Annotated in this window: 8 protein-coding genes; 7 read left to right on the top strand and 1 reads right to left on the bottom strand. The window is 73.7% G+C overall.

Going from position 1 to position 15652, the window contains the following annotated elements:
- Nucleotides 1–179: 179 nt before the first annotated feature.
- From fusA to BJ971_RS20465, 5 genes are all read left to right on the top strand, one after another.
- Nucleotides 180–2138, top strand: coding sequence for an elongation factor G (gene fusA / locus BJ971_RS20485; RefSeq protein WP_377885247.1), 1959 nt, complete (start codon nt 180–182; stop codon nt 2136–2138).
- A 108-nt stretch (nt 2139–2246) separates the two neighbouring features.
- The gene (locus BJ971_RS20480; protein WP_239087365.1) at nt 2247–2588 is read left to right on the top strand and encodes a PadR family transcriptional regulator; all 342 of its coding nucleotides are present in this window, start codon (nt 2247–2249) and stop codon (nt 2586–2588) included.
- Between the two features lie 41 nt (nt 2589–2629).
- Nucleotides 2630–3700, top strand: a complete 1071-nt coding sequence (locus tag BJ971_RS20475; protein WP_184994860.1) for a hypothetical protein — start codon at nt 2630–2632, stop codon at nt 3698–3700.
- Between the two features lie 147 nt (nt 3701–3847).
- The gene (locus BJ971_RS20470; RefSeq protein WP_184994859.1) at nt 3848–5641 is read left to right on the top strand and encodes a TIGR03767 family metallophosphoesterase; all 1794 of its coding nucleotides are present in this window, start codon (nt 3848–3850) and stop codon (nt 5639–5641) included.
- A 94-nt stretch (nt 5642–5735) separates the two neighbouring features.
- Entirely contained in the window at nt 5736–6773 is a 1038-nt protein-coding gene (locus tag BJ971_RS20465) for a Dyp-type peroxidase (RefSeq protein ID WP_184994858.1), read from the top strand.
- Nucleotides 6774–6776: 3 nt separating this feature from the next.
- On the opposite strand, the gene BJ971_RS20460 is transcribed toward BJ971_RS20465, so the two are convergent.
- Nucleotides 6777–7802 carry a hypothetical protein gene (locus BJ971_RS20460; RefSeq protein ID WP_184994857.1) on the bottom strand — a complete coding sequence of 342 codons (1026 nt, stop codon included), beginning with the start codon at nt 7800–7802 and terminating at the stop codon, nt 6777–6779.
- Between the two features lie 92 nt (nt 7803–7894).
- On the opposite strand from BJ971_RS20460, the gene BJ971_RS20455 reads away from it, so the two are divergent.
- Both BJ971_RS20455 and BJ971_RS20450 read left to right on the top strand, forming a co-directional pair.
- Complete coding sequence (locus tag BJ971_RS20455) at nt 7895–15130, top strand: RHS repeat-associated core domain-containing protein (RefSeq protein WP_184994856.1); 7236 nt, start codon at nt 7895–7897, stop codon at nt 15128–15130.
- Between the two features lie 19 nt (nt 15131–15149).
- A complete protein-coding gene (locus tag BJ971_RS20450; protein ID WP_184994855.1) occupies nt 15150–15650 on the top strand; it encodes a DUF4265 domain-containing protein in 501 nt (166 codons plus the stop codon).
- The last annotated feature ends 2 nt before the right edge of the window (nt 15651–15652 follow it).

The following is a 15652-nucleotide window of genomic DNA, read 5'->3' as shown; positions in this document are numbered from 1 at the left end:
GACAGTGCTGGGCCAGGTGCCTACCGTCGTGGGACCGACGTGAAGTGAGGGGAGGGCAGCGCCGTGGGTTACCGCACCGTTGTCGTCGTCCCCGTGTCACGTTTCGAGCTGATTCTCGTGTCTGGTGTGCCCGGCCCCGGCCGCGCCACCGGGGCTGGACGTACCTGACCCACGCGTTCGTGTGGGCCGGGTGGGCGCCGTCTGTGTCCACAGCCCACCGAAAGACCGAGATCATGCGCGTACGGAATATCGGCATCCTGGCACACGTCGATGCCGGAAAGACCACACTGACCGAGCGGATCCTGTTCGCGACCGGCGCCACCCACAAGCGTGGCGAGGTGCACGACGGCACGACGGTCACCGACTTCGATCCGCAGGAGCGGGAACGTGGCATCACCATCTTCGCGGCCACCGTCGGCTGCGACTGGGCCGACCACCGGCTGAACCTGATCGACACGCCCGGCCACGTCGACTTCTCCGACGAGGTCGAGCGGTCCCTGCGGGTGCTCGACGGCGCGGTCGCCGTGTTCGACGGCGTCGCGGGGGTGCAGCCGCAGAGCGAGTCCGTGTGGCGCCAGGCCGACCGGTACGGCGTACCCAGGCTGGCGTTCGTGAACAAGCTGGACCGGCCGGGCGGGAACTTCGCCGCGACGGTGGCGTCCATCCGCGACCGCCTCGGCGTCGCCGCGCTCGCGGTGCAGCTGCCGATCGGCGCCGAGGGCGGCTTCCGCGGCGTCGTCGACCTGGTCGGGATGCGCCGGCTGACCTGGCCCGGCGGCGTGCCGCACGCCGAGCCCGCCGACGACGAGCAGGCCCGGCAGGCGCGCCGCGAGCTGGAGGAGGCGGTCGCGGAGCGGCACCCGGCCGCGCTGGAGGAGCTGGGTGCGATGTCGCGGCGGACGCTGGTCACGGCGCTGCGGGAGCTGACCCGCGCGGGCGAGGCCGTCGTGGTGCTGTGCGGGTCGGCGTACCGGAACATCGGCGTCGAGCCGCTGCTCGACGCGGTGGTCGACTACCTGCCCGGCCCGGCCGGGGACCCGGGCGCGCCGCCGGTGGCGCTGGTCTTCAAGCGCGCCGGCCGGCTCTGCTTCCTGCGGGTGTACGACGGGACGATCGGAAAGGGTGACGTGGTGTGGGACGCGGCAACGGGCCGGACCGAACGGGTGTCGCGGATCGTGCGGGTGCAGGCGGACCGGCACGCCGAGGTCGGCCGGGCGGTCGCCGGTGACATCGTCGCCGTGGCCGGGCTCAAGGCCGCACGGGCGGGTACGACGCTGTCCACCCGGGCACACCCGGTGCGGCTGGAGGCGCCGCGGGTGGCCGAGCCGGTGGTGTCCGTCGCGGTCGAGGCCCGCACCCGCGCCGACGCGCAACGCCTGCTGCCCGCGCTCGCCGTGCTGGCCGGCGAGGACCCGTCGCTGGCGGTGCGGGCCGACCCGGAGACCGGGCAGATCCTGCTGTCCGGCCTCGGCGAGCTGCACCTGGAGGTGGCGGTGACGACGCTGCACCGCAACACCGGCCTGCGGGTGACGGTCGGGCGTCCCCAGGTCGCCTACCGGGAGGCCGTGGTGCGCGGCGTGACGGGCGTGCCGTACCGGCACGTCAAGCAGGACGGCGGCGCGGGCCAGTTCGCCCACGTCGTGCTCGACGTGGCACCCGCCGACGGGACGGGCTTCGCGTTCGCCTCCACCGTCACCGGCGGCCGGGTGCCGGCCGAGTACGTCCGCGCGGTCGAGGCCGGCTGCCGGGAGGCGCTGGCGGGCGGGCCGCTGGCCGGTCACCCGGTCGTCGGCATCACCGTGACCCTGACCGACGGTGCCACGCACGTGAAGGACTCGTCCGAGTTGGCGTTCCGCGCGGCCGGCCGGTTCGGGCTGCGCGCGGCGCTGGCCCGGTGTGAGCTGCGGGTGCTGGAACCGGTCGCGGAGGTCGTGGTCACCGCCCCGGCCGACGCGCTCGGCGCCGTGCTGGGCGACCTGGCGGCCCGCCGGGCGCAGGTGACCGGCTCCACCGGTCGCGCGGTCACCGCGGTCGTGCCGCTGGCCGAGCTGTTCGGCTACGCGACCCAGCTGCGCAGCCGGACACACGGCCGCGGCGACTTCACCAGCCGCCCGGCCGGCTACCGCCACGCGGCGTGACAGAGGAGGGCGGGGCCTGGCGACGGTGCCGGGCCCCGCCCAGCCGTCGTCGCCAACGCATCGATGCCTGGCTTCGTCTATAGAACGATCAACTGTATATTGGCGGCCATGGCGAGCATGCGGCGACCGAGCTTTCTGATCCTGTCGGCGCTCGCCCCGGCCCCGCTGCACGGGTACGCGGTGATCAAGGAAGTGGCGCGGCTGTCGGGCGACAGGACCCGCCTCGCCGCCGGCACGTTGTATGCGGCACTCGACCGGCTCAACGACGAGGGCCTCGTCCAGGTCGACCGTGAGGAGACCGTCGACGGCAGGCTCCGCCGCTACTACCGGCTGACCGATCCGGGCATCGCCGCACTGGCCGCCGAGGCCGAGCAGATGCGCCGCGACGCACGGATGGTCACCCAGCGGTTGAGCGGAGCCCGCTCCGCCGGTGCTCCCCGCCCTGCCTGAATCGACCCCCGGTGCCATCGCCGGCCCCTGAAGGGATCAACATGCCCGACGACATCCGCACCATGCGCCTGGCCCGCAGGTACCGGCGGTGGTTGTCGGCCTACCCCCGAACGTATCGGCACGAGCGTGGTCCGGAGATTCTCGCGACGCTGCTCGACGCCGCTGATCCTGGCCGAGCGCGGCCGGCCGCGCGCGAGGCCGCGCTGCTGCTGCGGCACGGCCTCGGACGACGTCTCGCCGAGTTCGGGCGCCGGGCGTTCGTGATCGCGGCATTCGCGGCCGTGCTCGGTGGGCTGAGCGGGATCGCGCTCGGCTCGTGGCTGGCCTGGCGGGACGTGGACCCGATGGCGCCGGACAAGACCACAGCGATCGGCCTCGCGCCCACGGTCCTGCCGGTCCCTTTCGACGACAGGGCCGACCGGTACGGGCGGCACACCTTCTGGAACCCGTACAGCAAGAACACTTTGTTCGGCGGTACCGGCGTACGTGTCGGCCGGACCAGTGTGACCGGCATGATGCCCCCGCAAGCCGGCGTGGAGCAGGTCGCCGCCGCCGTCACCCGGCAGATGCGCGCACACGGCTGGCAGGACGTGCGGACCACGGTCCACCGCGATGGTCCGCGGACCGCGCCCGACGCTTTCGCCGAGGTGACCGGCACGCGCACCGGCTATCTCGCCGCCGTGCAGATCACCCAGGCCGAATCCAACCCGTCCGCTCTGAATCTCGACCTGATGTGGTCCGAGCCGCCCGGCCACCTGCGCGACACCATCCTCGGCGGCCTGGCCGGCGCCCTGCTCGGCGCCCTGCTCGGGCTCTACACCTCGAAGCGCATGCGCCGCTACGAGCCCGGCCGGCAGCGGACGTACTCAAGACTCTGCGTTGCCACGCTGCTGATGCTCGCACCGGCCTGTCTGGGCAACATCCCCACCTCGACCGGCTCCCTGCTGGCCAACACCCATCGCAACGGCCACGGTCCCTCGGTGTACTGGGGCGGTTTCGTGTTCTTCGGGGCCGAGCCGCTCGCCATCCTGTCGCTGGTCCCGATCCTCGCGATCGTCGCCTGCTGCGTCTGGCCACAGCGGGCAACCGTCCGCACGCCCACCACGGCCTGAGCGCAAGCGGAGTCGGCGCGCGGCCTTCGAGCGCCCACGATGGATGGTCGCCCTGAGTCGACAAAGGACGCTTCGGCTGATTGCGGTCCCGAAACATGCCGGAAATCGTGGAGGGACTGCGACGAGGCGGTTCGGAAGGGGTTAGCCGTGGGACTTACCAGGCGTTCGATCCTTGGCGGCGCGCTCGGCGCGGCCGGGCTGACGGTTGCCGGCACCCTTGATCCGTACGCGGCGCCGCCCGCGTCCGCAGGGGCGCGCCGGGGTGCCGGGACGACGCTGGCGCGCACCATCGTGCGGGGGCCGGCCGGCGCGGGCGGCTACGCGCCCCTGACCGCCGCGGCCGGGGAGCCGTACCTGTTCCGTGGGGACCTGGCCGGCGTTTCCCGCCATTTCTGCCGGCACCGGCGGGTCCTGACCTGCTTCACGCAGCTCACCGACGTGCACGTGATGGACGCGCAGTCGCCGGCCCGGTTCGAGTACCTCGACCGCTACAGCCAGGTGCCGGGCCTGTCGGAGTTCGCCAGCGCGCACCGTCCACAGGAGCTGCTGAGCGCGCAGGTGGCGAACGCGTCGGTGCTCGCCCTGCGGGAGGTGCGCCGCGGACCGGCGACCGGCGCGCCGGTGCGGTTCGCCGTCGTCACCGGGGACAACACCGACAACTGCCAGTTCAACGAGCTGCGCTGGTACATCGACCTGCTCGACGGCGGCGTGGTGCGCCCGGACTCCGGCGACACCGGGCGTTACGAGGGCGTGCTGGACGACGTGGCGCCGGACCCCGTCTACTGGCATCCGGAGAGCGGGTTCGGCGTGCTCACCGCCGAGTTCGGGTTCCCGCGGGTGCCGGGCCTGCTCGACGCCGCCCGCAAGCCGTTCCGGGCGGCCGGCCTGCACCTGCCGTGGTACGCCGTCTACGGCAACCACGACGGCCTGGTGCAGGGCAACCTGCCCGCCAACGACCTGCTGCGGCAGATCGCGACCGGCCCGCTGAAGCTGACCAGCCTGCCGCCGTCGATCCTGGCGGCGCCGCTGGCCGTGCAGGTGCAGTTCATCGTCGGGCTGCTGCGGCTGGACCCGGCCGCGGTGGCGAAACAGCTCGCCGAGGGCGGCCGTCGGTTCGTCGCGCCCGACCCCCGGCGCCGGATCGTCGACCGCGGCACCACCATCGAGGAGCATTTCAAGACCACCGGCGGGCCCGTCGGGCACGGGTTCACGGCCGCGAACCTGTCCGCCGGGACCGCCTACTACACGTTCGACCGGGGGCGGGTGCGCGGCATCGTGCTGGACACGGTCACCAGCAGCGGCGGCCCGGACGGGTCGCTGGACCCGGAGCAGTTCGCCTGGCTGGAGGCGCGGCTCCAGGCGGCGAGCCGGCAGTGGCTGTCCCCGTCGGGCCAGGTGGTGCGCCGCCGGCACGGCGCCGACCAGTACGTGATGATCTTCAGTCACCACACCATCGGCTCGATGACCAACGTGTCCGACGGCACCGGCCGGCTCGGCGGCGCGCAGGTGCGGGACCTGCTGCTGCGCTATCCCAACGTGATCGGCTGGGTCAACGGGCACACGCACCGCAACCAGGTGCTCTCCCACGCCCGCCCGTCCGGCGCGGTCGTCGCCGGCGGCTTCTGGGAGATCAACACGGCCGCGCACATCGACTGGCCCCAGCAGTCGAGGGTCCTCGAGGTCACCGACAACCTCGACGACACCCTGTCGATCTTCTGCACGATCGTCGACCACGGCGGACCGATCTCCCGGCGCGGCCGGCTGACCGACACCGTCGCGCTGGCCTCGCTCTCCCGCGAGCTGTCCGCCAACGACCTGTCGAACCGGACCGACGCCCGCCGCGGCGAGCTCACGGACCGCAACGTGGAGCTGCTCCTGCCGGACCCGATCGCGGCCCGCACCCGGCACGGCGCCCGGGTCGCCGCGATGAGCGGAGGCTGATCGGAAAGATATCGCGTTCGCCCTATGCCGTCCGGCGGCCGCCGCCGCTACCTTCCTCGCTGACGTTGGTTGGGCTGCCTCGAGGAGTGGTCACGTGCCGGGTCGGCAACACGCACTCACCCGCCGTGCGGTGATCGCCGGCGCGGTCGGCCTGGCCGGTGGCTGCTCGGCACCCCGGCCGGGCCGTGCCCGGGCCGAGCTGCTCAGTGCCCCGCCCCGGCCGCACACGGTGCTGGCCGCCCTGGACCTGCCGGGCTCCGGGCGCCAGGGTGTCGCGGGCGCCCTGCGCCGCCTCGCGGAGCGCACCGAATCGGCCGCCGCCGGCGTGGAGACCGCCGTGGCGCTCGGCGCCTCGCTCTTCGACCGGGCCGGGCTCGCCGCGCTTCGGCCTCGGCAACTGGCGGCCATGCCGTCGTTCCCCGGCGACGTGCTGGACCCGCGGCGCTGCCACGGTGACGTGCTCGTCCAGGTGGGCGCCGACACCGCCGAGGAGGCCGCCCGCGAGGCGGAGGCGATCGCGGACGATCTCGGCGTGCGGTGGCGGATGTCCGGGTTCCGGGAGGCCGCGCGCGTCGACGCCGGGCGGCCCGTCGCCACGAACCTGTTCGGCTTCGTCGAGGGGCACGGAAACCCGGCGGGCGCCGAGGTGGTGCGGGTGGGTGACCGGCAGGGCGAGCCCGCCTGGGCGATCGGGGGCAGCTACCTCGTGGTGCGCGTGATCCAGTTCGCGACCGAGCTGTGGAACCGGGATACCGAGGCCGAGCAGGAGCGCATCATCGGGCGGCGGCGCGACGGCACCTGGCTCGACGGCAGGCCGGCGGGCGCGGAGCCGGGCTACGCCGCCGACCCGCACGGGCGGCGCACGCCGCTGGACGCGCACGTGCGCCGCGCGAATCCGCGGGACGGCAGCGTGGCGCCGCTGGCGCGGCGGGGCTACTCGTTCCGGGGCCGCGACGAGCAGGGGCTGCTCTTCACCGCGTACCAGAAGGATCTGGCCTCCGGGTTCGAGGCGGTGCAGCGACGTCTCGCCGGTGAGCGGCTGGGCCGCTACACCCTGACCGTCGGCGGCGGCTACTTCTTCGTGCCGCCCCGGGCGGGCACGACGTCCTGGGTCGAACCGCTCCTCGGCTGAGCCTCAGGCCGTCCGGCGCCACAGCACCGGCGCGTCCGTGCCGCTGCCGTTCGGGCGCAGCGTGCCCGCGACCGTGCCGGAGTCGTTGACGGCCGTCGCACTCGCATGGTTGCCGGGCAGCAGGGTGAAGGCGCCGCCGACGTGCACGAACGCGCGCCGCGCGCCGTCGACGGTGGCGTCGCCCGCGAGGTAGCGGCCGTCGGCGCTCATGCCCTCCGGGGTGGTCGGCGCGCCCGCCCTCGCCTCGCCGAGGTCGGTCAGCACCCACCGGGTCTGCGGCGGGGTGCCCGACGTGACGCGCTTCCAGGTCGCGGCGTGGGTGTCCAGGCTGCCGGCGATCAGGGTGCCGGTGCGGTTCACGCCGGCGCCCATCGACACCCGGTCCTCGGTTCCGGGCAGCCGGACCTGGGCGGCGGTGCCGCTCTGCCGGAACGCGTACGCGGTGCACGGCGGACAGTGCGCGGCCGAGACGGTGCCGGTGACCGTCGCGCCGGAGTTGTCGGCGATGTCGGTGACCCAGCCGAGACCGGCGAGGTCGACCGTCGCGCCGCCGGTGAAACGCACCGGCCTGTGCACGCCGCCGCGCGCTCCCGCGATCACGCCCGCGGAATTGATCGCCGTGGCCTCGGTCGCGTCGGTCGCGTTCGGGGCCAGCACCGTGATGGTGCCGTCGGTGTTCCAGCGGACCGCGCGCTCGTGCGGCGCGGGGCCGCTCTCGTACTCCACCGAACCCACGATGACGCCGGCGTCGTTGACGGCCTCGGCCCGGCTCCACTCGAAGCCGGGAAGCCGCGGCAGGTAGCGGATCCGGCCCGCGTCGTCCCAGGCCACGGCGCGCAGGTCGACCGTGCCGACGGCCTCCCCGCCGTTGTTGACGTCCTGGACCTCGACCACGTCGGCGCCGGCCGGAAGTTGCAGCACCACGGTCTCCCACGCCGCCGGGGCGGCCGTGGCGGCGGCCGAGGGGAGCAGCGCGCCGGCCAGCGTGACGGTGGCGGTGAGTGCGGCCGGTAGACCAGATCTGGGCACGATTTCTCCTGGCGCATAGGCGATGACGGCGTTCAGGAACGGAAGTTATCGACGGCCGCGCGCCCCGAACATAGGGCGAACGCCATATTCAAATGCGTCCCTGTCCGGCCGCAGAATTCGTCGTCGTCCTGCCGTCGAACGGGGAGTTCATCGTGCGCATGCGTCGCCGCGCCCTCGCGCTTGTGCTGACCGGCACACTCGTCGCGTCACTGTCACCGGCCGAGTCGTTCGCGGCCGGGCCGGCACCGGCGGAGGCGGTTCCCCCGGCCGCCGCCCGCGGCCCGGTGGAAGCCGCCGGGCCGGTGCGCCAGGCGCGGCTCGCCGCGCCCGGGCCGGCCGGCTACGCGTACGACGCCGCCGGGCGCCTGGTGGGGGTGACCCAGCCCGGCGGCGAGACCGCGCGGTACGCCTACGACGCCGCGGGCAACACCGCCGGCGTCGACCGGTTCCCGTCCAGCCGGCTCTCCGTCCTGAGCGTGATCCCGGCCGCGGCGCCGCCGGGCGCGAGAGTCACCATCACCGGCACCGGCTTCGCCGCCACCACGGCCGGCAACACGGTGACCTTCGGCGGCAACGTCACGGCGCCGGTCTCCTCGGCGACGCCGACGTCGTTGACGGTCGAGGTGCCGGCGACCGCGGCCACCGGCGCGATCCGGGTCGCCGCCGGCGGCTCCACCGCCGACAGCGCGGCGTTCCGCGTGCTGCCGGGCGGGCCGGAGATCACGGCCATGACGCCGGCGAGCGGCTCGGCCGGTACCGAGGTGACGCTGACCGGGCGCAACTTCGACTCGACCCTGGGCAACGACGTGGTGACCCTCGGCGGGCAGGCCGTCAACCTCGTCTCGGCGACCGCGACCACGCTGCGGTTCCGGGTGCCGGACGGCGCGACCGGGGGACGGGTACAGGTGGCGAGCCCGCGTGGCACCGCCACCAGCGCCGCCGACTTCTTCGTCCCGCCGGCCACGGTGGATCCCGCGACGATCGAGTCGTACGCCCGTGCCGAGATCGGCCGGACCGCCACCGTGCGGATCGACACCGCCGGCAAGGTGGCCGTGCTGCTCTTCGACGCGCCGGCCGGGCAGAACCTGTCCATCGGCGTCAGCGACATCGCGGCGAGCTTCGGCGGCGCGGTCGGCGTCCGCGTCATCTCGCCGGACGGACTCGACGTGCCCGACGGCGAGGACGCCCGCACCGCGTCGTTCGATCTCGACCTGCGGGGCCTGCGTTCCGGGCAGACGTACGCGCTGGTCATCGACCCGCGCATCGCCACCGGAACGGGCAGCCTGTCGGTCAGCTTCAGCGAGCCCCTCGGCGCGGAGGTCACCGCGACCGGCGACGCCGTCACCACGACCACGACCCTGCCGGGGCAGGACGTCCAGCTCGCCTTCGACGCCAATGAGGGCGACGCGGTCAGCCTCGGCTTCACCGGCAACAACCTGCCGAACACGGCCGAGGTCTACGTGGCCGGCCCGACCGGCGAACCGGTCGGCGTGCGGTGGACGCTCTCCGCCCGTACCTCCAAGAGCCTGGACATCGCGGCGCTGCCGATGAACGGCGCGTACCGGGTGGTCATCGACGAGGGCGGCGCCGCGCTGGGCTCGATCACCTCCACGCTCTCGCGCTGGGCCTCCGCCGGCGAGGTGACGCGCGGCGGCGCGGCGCGGACCGCCACCATCGCGCGGGCGGGCCAGAACGCGGAGGCCTGGTTCGACGGCGTCTCCGGACAGTCGGCGCAGCTCGGCATCACCGGCAACACGCTGACCGTCGGCGCCGACGTCACCCTGCTCGGGCCGGACAACCTCCCGGTCGCCGGCCCGGACGGAGGGACGCTGAAGGAGCGTCTCTCCAGCGGGGAGAGCGGGTCGTTGCGGCTCCAACTGCCCGCCGGCGGGCGGTACCGCGTGGTCGTGGCGCCCGACGCCGTGGGTACCGGTGCGGTCACGCTGACGCACTCGGCACAGGTCGACGGTGGCACCGTGACCCGCGACGGCGACACCGTCGCGGTCGCCGTGCCGCGGGCGGGCCAGGACGCGGCGATCGGCTTCGACGCCGCGAACGGCGACCGGTCCAGCGTTCTGATCGACAACGCCCTCGCCCAGTCCGTCTACGCGTACGTGTACGGGCCGGACGGCCGGCAGGTCGGCGACCGGCAGTCGGTGGGGCGGAACGCCGCGCGGGACCTCGACCTGCCGCCGCTCGGTCCCGGCCGGCACCGGATCCTCGTCGCGCCGACAAACGCGGCGACCGGCACCGTCCGGGTGTCACTGAGCGCGGAGCTCGACGGCGGCACCCTGGCCGTCGGCGGCACCGCCCGGACCGTGACGATCTCCCGGCGCGGACAGAACGCCCGGATCGGCTTCACCGCGACAGGCGCGCAGCGGCAACTGCGGCTCAACGTCACCGCCAACGGGCTCCCGTCCTACACCTCGGCCACGCTCTACGGCCCGACCGGCACCGACCTGGGCACCGTCAGCCTGCGCAACCTCGTCGGCGCCGACCTGCCCGACCTGCCGGAGGCCGGCGGCACGTTCCAGCTGGTGCTGAACCCGAACCAGGCCGGCACCGGAGCGCTGACCCTCGCCCTGGCCACGCGGCCGGCGGCCGCCGGCGCCGGCGGTGGCGCCGCGATGCCCGCCGCCGCGCCGGCCGCGCCGCGCCCCGCGCCGGACCCGCGCCCGGGGACCGACCCGAAGACCTGGACGCCGGAACCGGCCAATCTCGCCGGCACCGACTGGCTGGCACACCGCGGACGCGCCGGCACGCCCGCCGCGCTGCGCGCACCGGCCGGTACCACCGCCGTCTCGGGACACATGCTCAAGCTGGACGGCACCCCGCTCGCCGGCGCGAGCGCCTCGATCGGCGAGGTGCGGACCACCACCGACCGGCACGGCCGCTTCCTGCTCGCGGGCGTGCGTCCCGGCGACGCCACCCTGGTGGTCGACGGCGCCGCGGCCGGAACCGGCACCGACCGGTACGGCATCTTCGAGATCAAGGTGACCGCCCGGTCCGGGCACACGACGGTGCTGCCGTACACGGTCTGGATGCAGCGCCTCGACACCGAGCACATGGTGCGGGTCGGCGCGCCGCTCGCCGAGGACCTCGTGCTCACCACCCCGAAGATCCCTGGCCTCGAGGTGCGCATCCCCGCCGGATCGGTGATCCGCGACCGGAACGGCGAGGTGGTGCACGAGCTCGGCATCACGCCGATCCCGCTGGACCGGGCACCGTTCCCGCTGCCGAAGAACGGCATCGTGCCGACCTACTTCACCGTGCAGCCGGGCGGCGCCACCGTGTTCCCGAACGGCGCGCAGGTCGTCTACCCCAACTACACGAAGCTGGCACCGCACACGCGGGTCGACTTCTGGAGCTATGACCCCGAGGGCAAGGGCTGGCACGTGTACGGCCGCGGCGAGGTCACCGCGGACGGCCGCCAGGTCGTGCCGGACGCGAAGACCCGCATCTGGTCGTTCACGGGCGCCATGTTCAACTCGGCGAACGCGGCCGCCTGGCTGGAGTCGGTCTTCTCCGACACCATGGACTGGCTCGACGGCGACCCGGTCGACCTGTCCACCGGACGGCTCACCGACTCGCACACCGACCTGTCGGTCAGCGACACGTTCCCGATCGCGGTCACCCGCAACTACTGGCAGGCCGACGACCGCAAGCGCGACTTCGGCATCGGCTGGCTCGGGCAGTACGGCATGTTCTTCCACTCCGAGGACCAGTACAACGAGGTCGATCTCTACCTGCCCGGCGGGCGCAAGGTGCACTTCGTGCGCGTGAACGCCGAGACGGGCTTCAACAAGGTGATCCTGGAGGCCGTCGACACCAGCGGCGAGTGGCTCGGTGCCCGGGTCAGGTACGCCAAGGACCCCGCGTTCGGCGACGGCTCCGGCTGGGTGCTGACCCGCCGCGACGGCATGGTCTTCGCGATCCCGCTCTACGACAAGCTCGCCGCGGTCCGCGACCGCAACGGCAACCGGGTGAGTCTCAGCTACGACAGCACGCGGCTCACGCAGGTCACCTCGCCGAACGGCCGGTGGATCCGCTTCGCCTACGACAACAGCAACCGGGTGCGGACCGCCACCGACAACATCGGACGCTCGGTCGCATACACCTACACCCGGCAGGGGCTGCTGGAGACCGTCACCGACCCGGCCGGCAAGGTCACCCGGTACACCTACGACGACGACAAGCGGCTCAAGACCGCCACCGACGCGCGCAACGTCACCTACCTGACCAACGAGTACGACGCCAACGGCCGCGTACAGAAGCAGACTCTGCCCGGCGGCGTCGTCTACCAGTTCGCGTACGAGCTGAGCGCCGCCGGGAAGGTCACCGCGACCCGGGTCACCCAGCCCGACGGCACCGTGCGCCGGGTCGAGTTTAACGCCGCCGGCGCGGTGGTCACCGACACCGCCGCGTACGGCACCGCGGCGCAGGCCACCACCCGGTACGAGCGGTCCGAGCACCAGCAGATCACCGCGGTGGTCGACCCGCTCAACCGCCGTACCCGCCTCGACTACGACCCCGAGGGCCGGCTCGAGGACGTCTACCAGCTGGAGGGCGAGGACGGCCGGCGGCGCGTCGCCCACTACGTCTACGGCGGACCCTACGACCAGCCGCTGTTCTTCTACGGCCTCGGCGACCAGAAGACCGGCTACACCTACGAGCAGGACGGTGACCTGCGGACCGTCACCGACGCGATGAACAGGACCACCCGGCTCACCTACACCTCCGCCGGTCAGGTCCGCACGGTGACCGACCCGGCGGACCGGGTCACCACGCTGGACTACCGCGGGGGAGACCTGGCCTCGGTGACCGACCCGCTCGGGCGGGTGGTGCGGCAGTTCACCGACGCCGCGGGCCGGCCGATCGCCGTCACCGACGCCGCCGGCGCGGAGACCCGGCTGCGGTACGACCAGCTCAACCAGGTCAAGCAGGTGAGCGACGCGCTGGGCAACACCACCGGGCTGGACTACGACGACAACGGCAACCTCACCGGCATCACCGACGCCCGGAACAACCGGACCTCCTGGCAGTACGGCCCGTCGGACCAGGTCAGCGCCGCCACCGATCCGCTGACCAAGACGGACACCTGGCAGTACGACAGCGCCGGGCGCCTGCAACAGTTCGAGTCCCGGGGCCGGCGCGTCACCGGCATCGTCCCCGACCCGGTACGCCGGACCACCCAGATCACCTACGGCAAGGGCACGGCCGGCGCCTCGGCCGTCACGCACGGCTTCGACGCGGTGGGCCGGCCGGTCAGCATCACGGAGGCGGGCGGCGAGGTCACGACGATCGGCTGGGACCGGTTCGACCGCCTCACCGGGATCCAGTCGTCGCGGCCGGGCGTCGGCTACGGCTACGACGCGATCGACCGCCGCGAGACCCTGAAGATCGACGACCGGGTCGTGGCCCGGTACGCCTACGACGACGACAACACCCTGCGCCGGATCGAGCAGGGCGACGACGTGGTCGAGGTCGAGGAGCGCGACGCCACGGGCCGCCCGCAGACGGTACGGCTGCCCGGCGGCTGGAGCCGGGTGACCCGCTACGACGCCGCCGGTCAGGTGCTGGGCCTGACCTACCGGCACGGCGGCGCGGACAAGGGCACGCTGACCTACACCTACGACGTGGCCGGCCGGGTCGCCTCGGTCGAGGGCAGCCTGGCCCGCGTCGACCTGCCCGCGCCGCGGACCGGCCTGCAGTACGACGCCGCGAACCGGTTGACGTCCGCGGGCGGGCACTCGCTCACCTATGACGACGACGGCAACCTGGTCGGCCAGGGCAACACCGCCTACTACTGGAACAACCGCGGCCGGCTCACCGGCGTCGGCCGGCCCGAGTCCTCCGAGTCCTACCGGTACGACGCGTTCGGCCGCCGGGCGGAACGCACCGTCGGAGCCACCGGAACCACCACCGTCAGCGACGGTGCCGACCCGGTCCAGGAACGCTCCGGCGCGCGCACCACGGACCTGATGGCCGGCGGCACCGACGAGTGGTTCTCGCGCCGGGACGCCGCCGGGCAGCGGACGTATCTCACCGACCTGACCGGCTCCACCGTGGCGCTCGGCGATTCGGCCGGCGCGCTGCGCGCCGAGTACGCGTACGACCCGCACGGCGTGCAGACCCGCACCGGCGAGGCGACCACGAACCGGTTCACCTGGACCGGCCGGGAGCGCGACGACTTCGGGCTCTCCTACCACCGGGCCCGCTACTACGACCCCGAGCTACAGCGGTTCATCAGCGAGGACCCGATCGGCCCCGCCGGCGGCCTCAACCTGTACGCCTACGCGGGCAACTCCCCGACGAACGCGACCGACCCGTCCGGCAACAACCCGCTGCTGGTCGGCTGCCTCGTCGGCGGATTCTCCGACGGCGCGCTCGACTTCCTGGGGCAGCGGCTGTCCGGCCGCAAGGTCGACTGGGGCTGGGGCGGCGTCGGCGGCTCGGCGGCGCTGGGCTGCGCCTCCGGCCTGGCCGGTGCGGTCTTCTCCCGGCTCGGCAAGGGCGCCAAGGCCGCCGGCTGCATGTCCAACAGCTTCGCGCCGGACACCCAGGTGCTGATGGCCGACGGCAGCCGCAGGCGGATCGCCGACGTCCGGCCCGGCGACCGCGTCCTGGCCGTACCGGAGAACGACCCGGACGCCACCCCGACGGCGGCCACCGTCACGACGTCGATCGCCGGGACCGGCGACAAGGACCTCGTCGACATCTCCGTTGCCGGCGGTAAGCCGATCACGGCGACGGCCGGGCACCCGTTCTGGCTGTCGCGCGAGCACCGCTGGGCCGAGGCGGGCGACCTGGAGACCGGTGACCTGCTGCGCACCTCGTCCGGCACCTACGTCCAGGTCACCGCGGTCTCGGACCGCAGCCGCCGCACCACCGTGCACAACCTCACCGTCGCCGGCGAGCACACGTTCTACGTCGTCGCGAACGGCGCACCGGTCCTCGTGCACAACATCAACACGCCGATCGGCTGCACCCTCGGCGGCCAGCCCTTCTACGAGATCCCGGCCGGCTCGGCGGGCGGCAACGGCGCCGGCAAGCGCATCACGGGTGGCATGCTGCGGGACTACAACATCGGCGTGCACGCCGACCGGAGCCTGCCGACGCCGGTGTGCTCCTACTGCCGGACGAATTCTGCGACGAGCCTCGACCACGTCACAGCCCGGGTGCGCGGCGGCGACCTGACCGACCCCAACATCACGCCGGCCTGCACGTTCTGCAACAGCTCGAAGGGCCCCCGGGACGCCCCGGTCAACCTGCCGCCGAACGCTCCCGACCCGTTCGTCCCGCCGTGGTTCGTCAAGCTGGGGCCATAGGCGGTGGAGGATGAACCGCATGACCTCCGCGTCCGACGTGCACGAGCGCCCCGCCGGCGGCGCCGTCAAGATCTGGTTCAGGTTCGCGCCCCGCGAGGGGTGGCTGCCGTACGACACCGAGGGCCTGTGGGCGACGGAGTTGACCGCCGACACGGCCCGGGTGGAGAACGTGCCGTTCCTCCAGGACGGCGTGGCGCAGGGCGACGTGGTCCGGTTCGAGACGAACGCCGAGGGCGTGCGCTGGGCGCGGGGGAGGGTGCGGGAGTCCGGGCACTGCGTGATCCGGGTACTGCCGGAGCGCGCCGGACCCCTGGCCGGCAGCGCGGCGGCCGTGCACGCGCAGTTCGCGCGGTTCGGTCTCGGCGGCGAGGTGTTCGGTCCGGAACTGCCGCTGGTGGCCCTCGACGTGCCGGCCGACGCCGACTTCCGCGACATCAAGCGGGTCCTGGACGACGGCGAGTCGAACGGCTGGTGGTACTACGAGGTCGGCTGCGGCACCGACCGCTGGTGGGACGCGTAACG

The organism is Amorphoplanes digitatis (genome assembly GCF_014205335.1).
GTDB lineage: Bacteria > Actinomycetota > Actinomycetes > Mycobacteriales > Micromonosporaceae > Actinoplanes > Actinoplanes digitatus.
The sequence above is the reverse complement of the archived record's forward strand: the minus strand, read 5'-3'. Positions and strand labels throughout refer to the sequence as shown.

Coding starts and splice junctions, on each gene's coding strand:
- BJ971_RS20480 (WP_239087365.1), top strand. CDS start 2,247: ATGGCGAGCATGCGGCGACCGAGCTTTCTGATCCTGTCGGCGCTCGCC.
- BJ971_RS20475 (WP_184994860.1), top strand. CDS start 2,630: ATGCCCGACGACATCCGCACCATGCGCCTGGCCCGCAGGTACCGGCGG.
- BJ971_RS20455 (WP_184994856.1), top strand. CDS start 7,895: ATGCGTCCCTGTCCGGCCGCAGAATTCGTCGTCGTCCTGCCGTCGAAC.
- BJ971_RS20450 (WP_184994855.1), top strand. CDS start 15,150: ATGACCTCCGCGTCCGACGTGCACGAGCGCCCCGCCGGCGGCGCCGTC.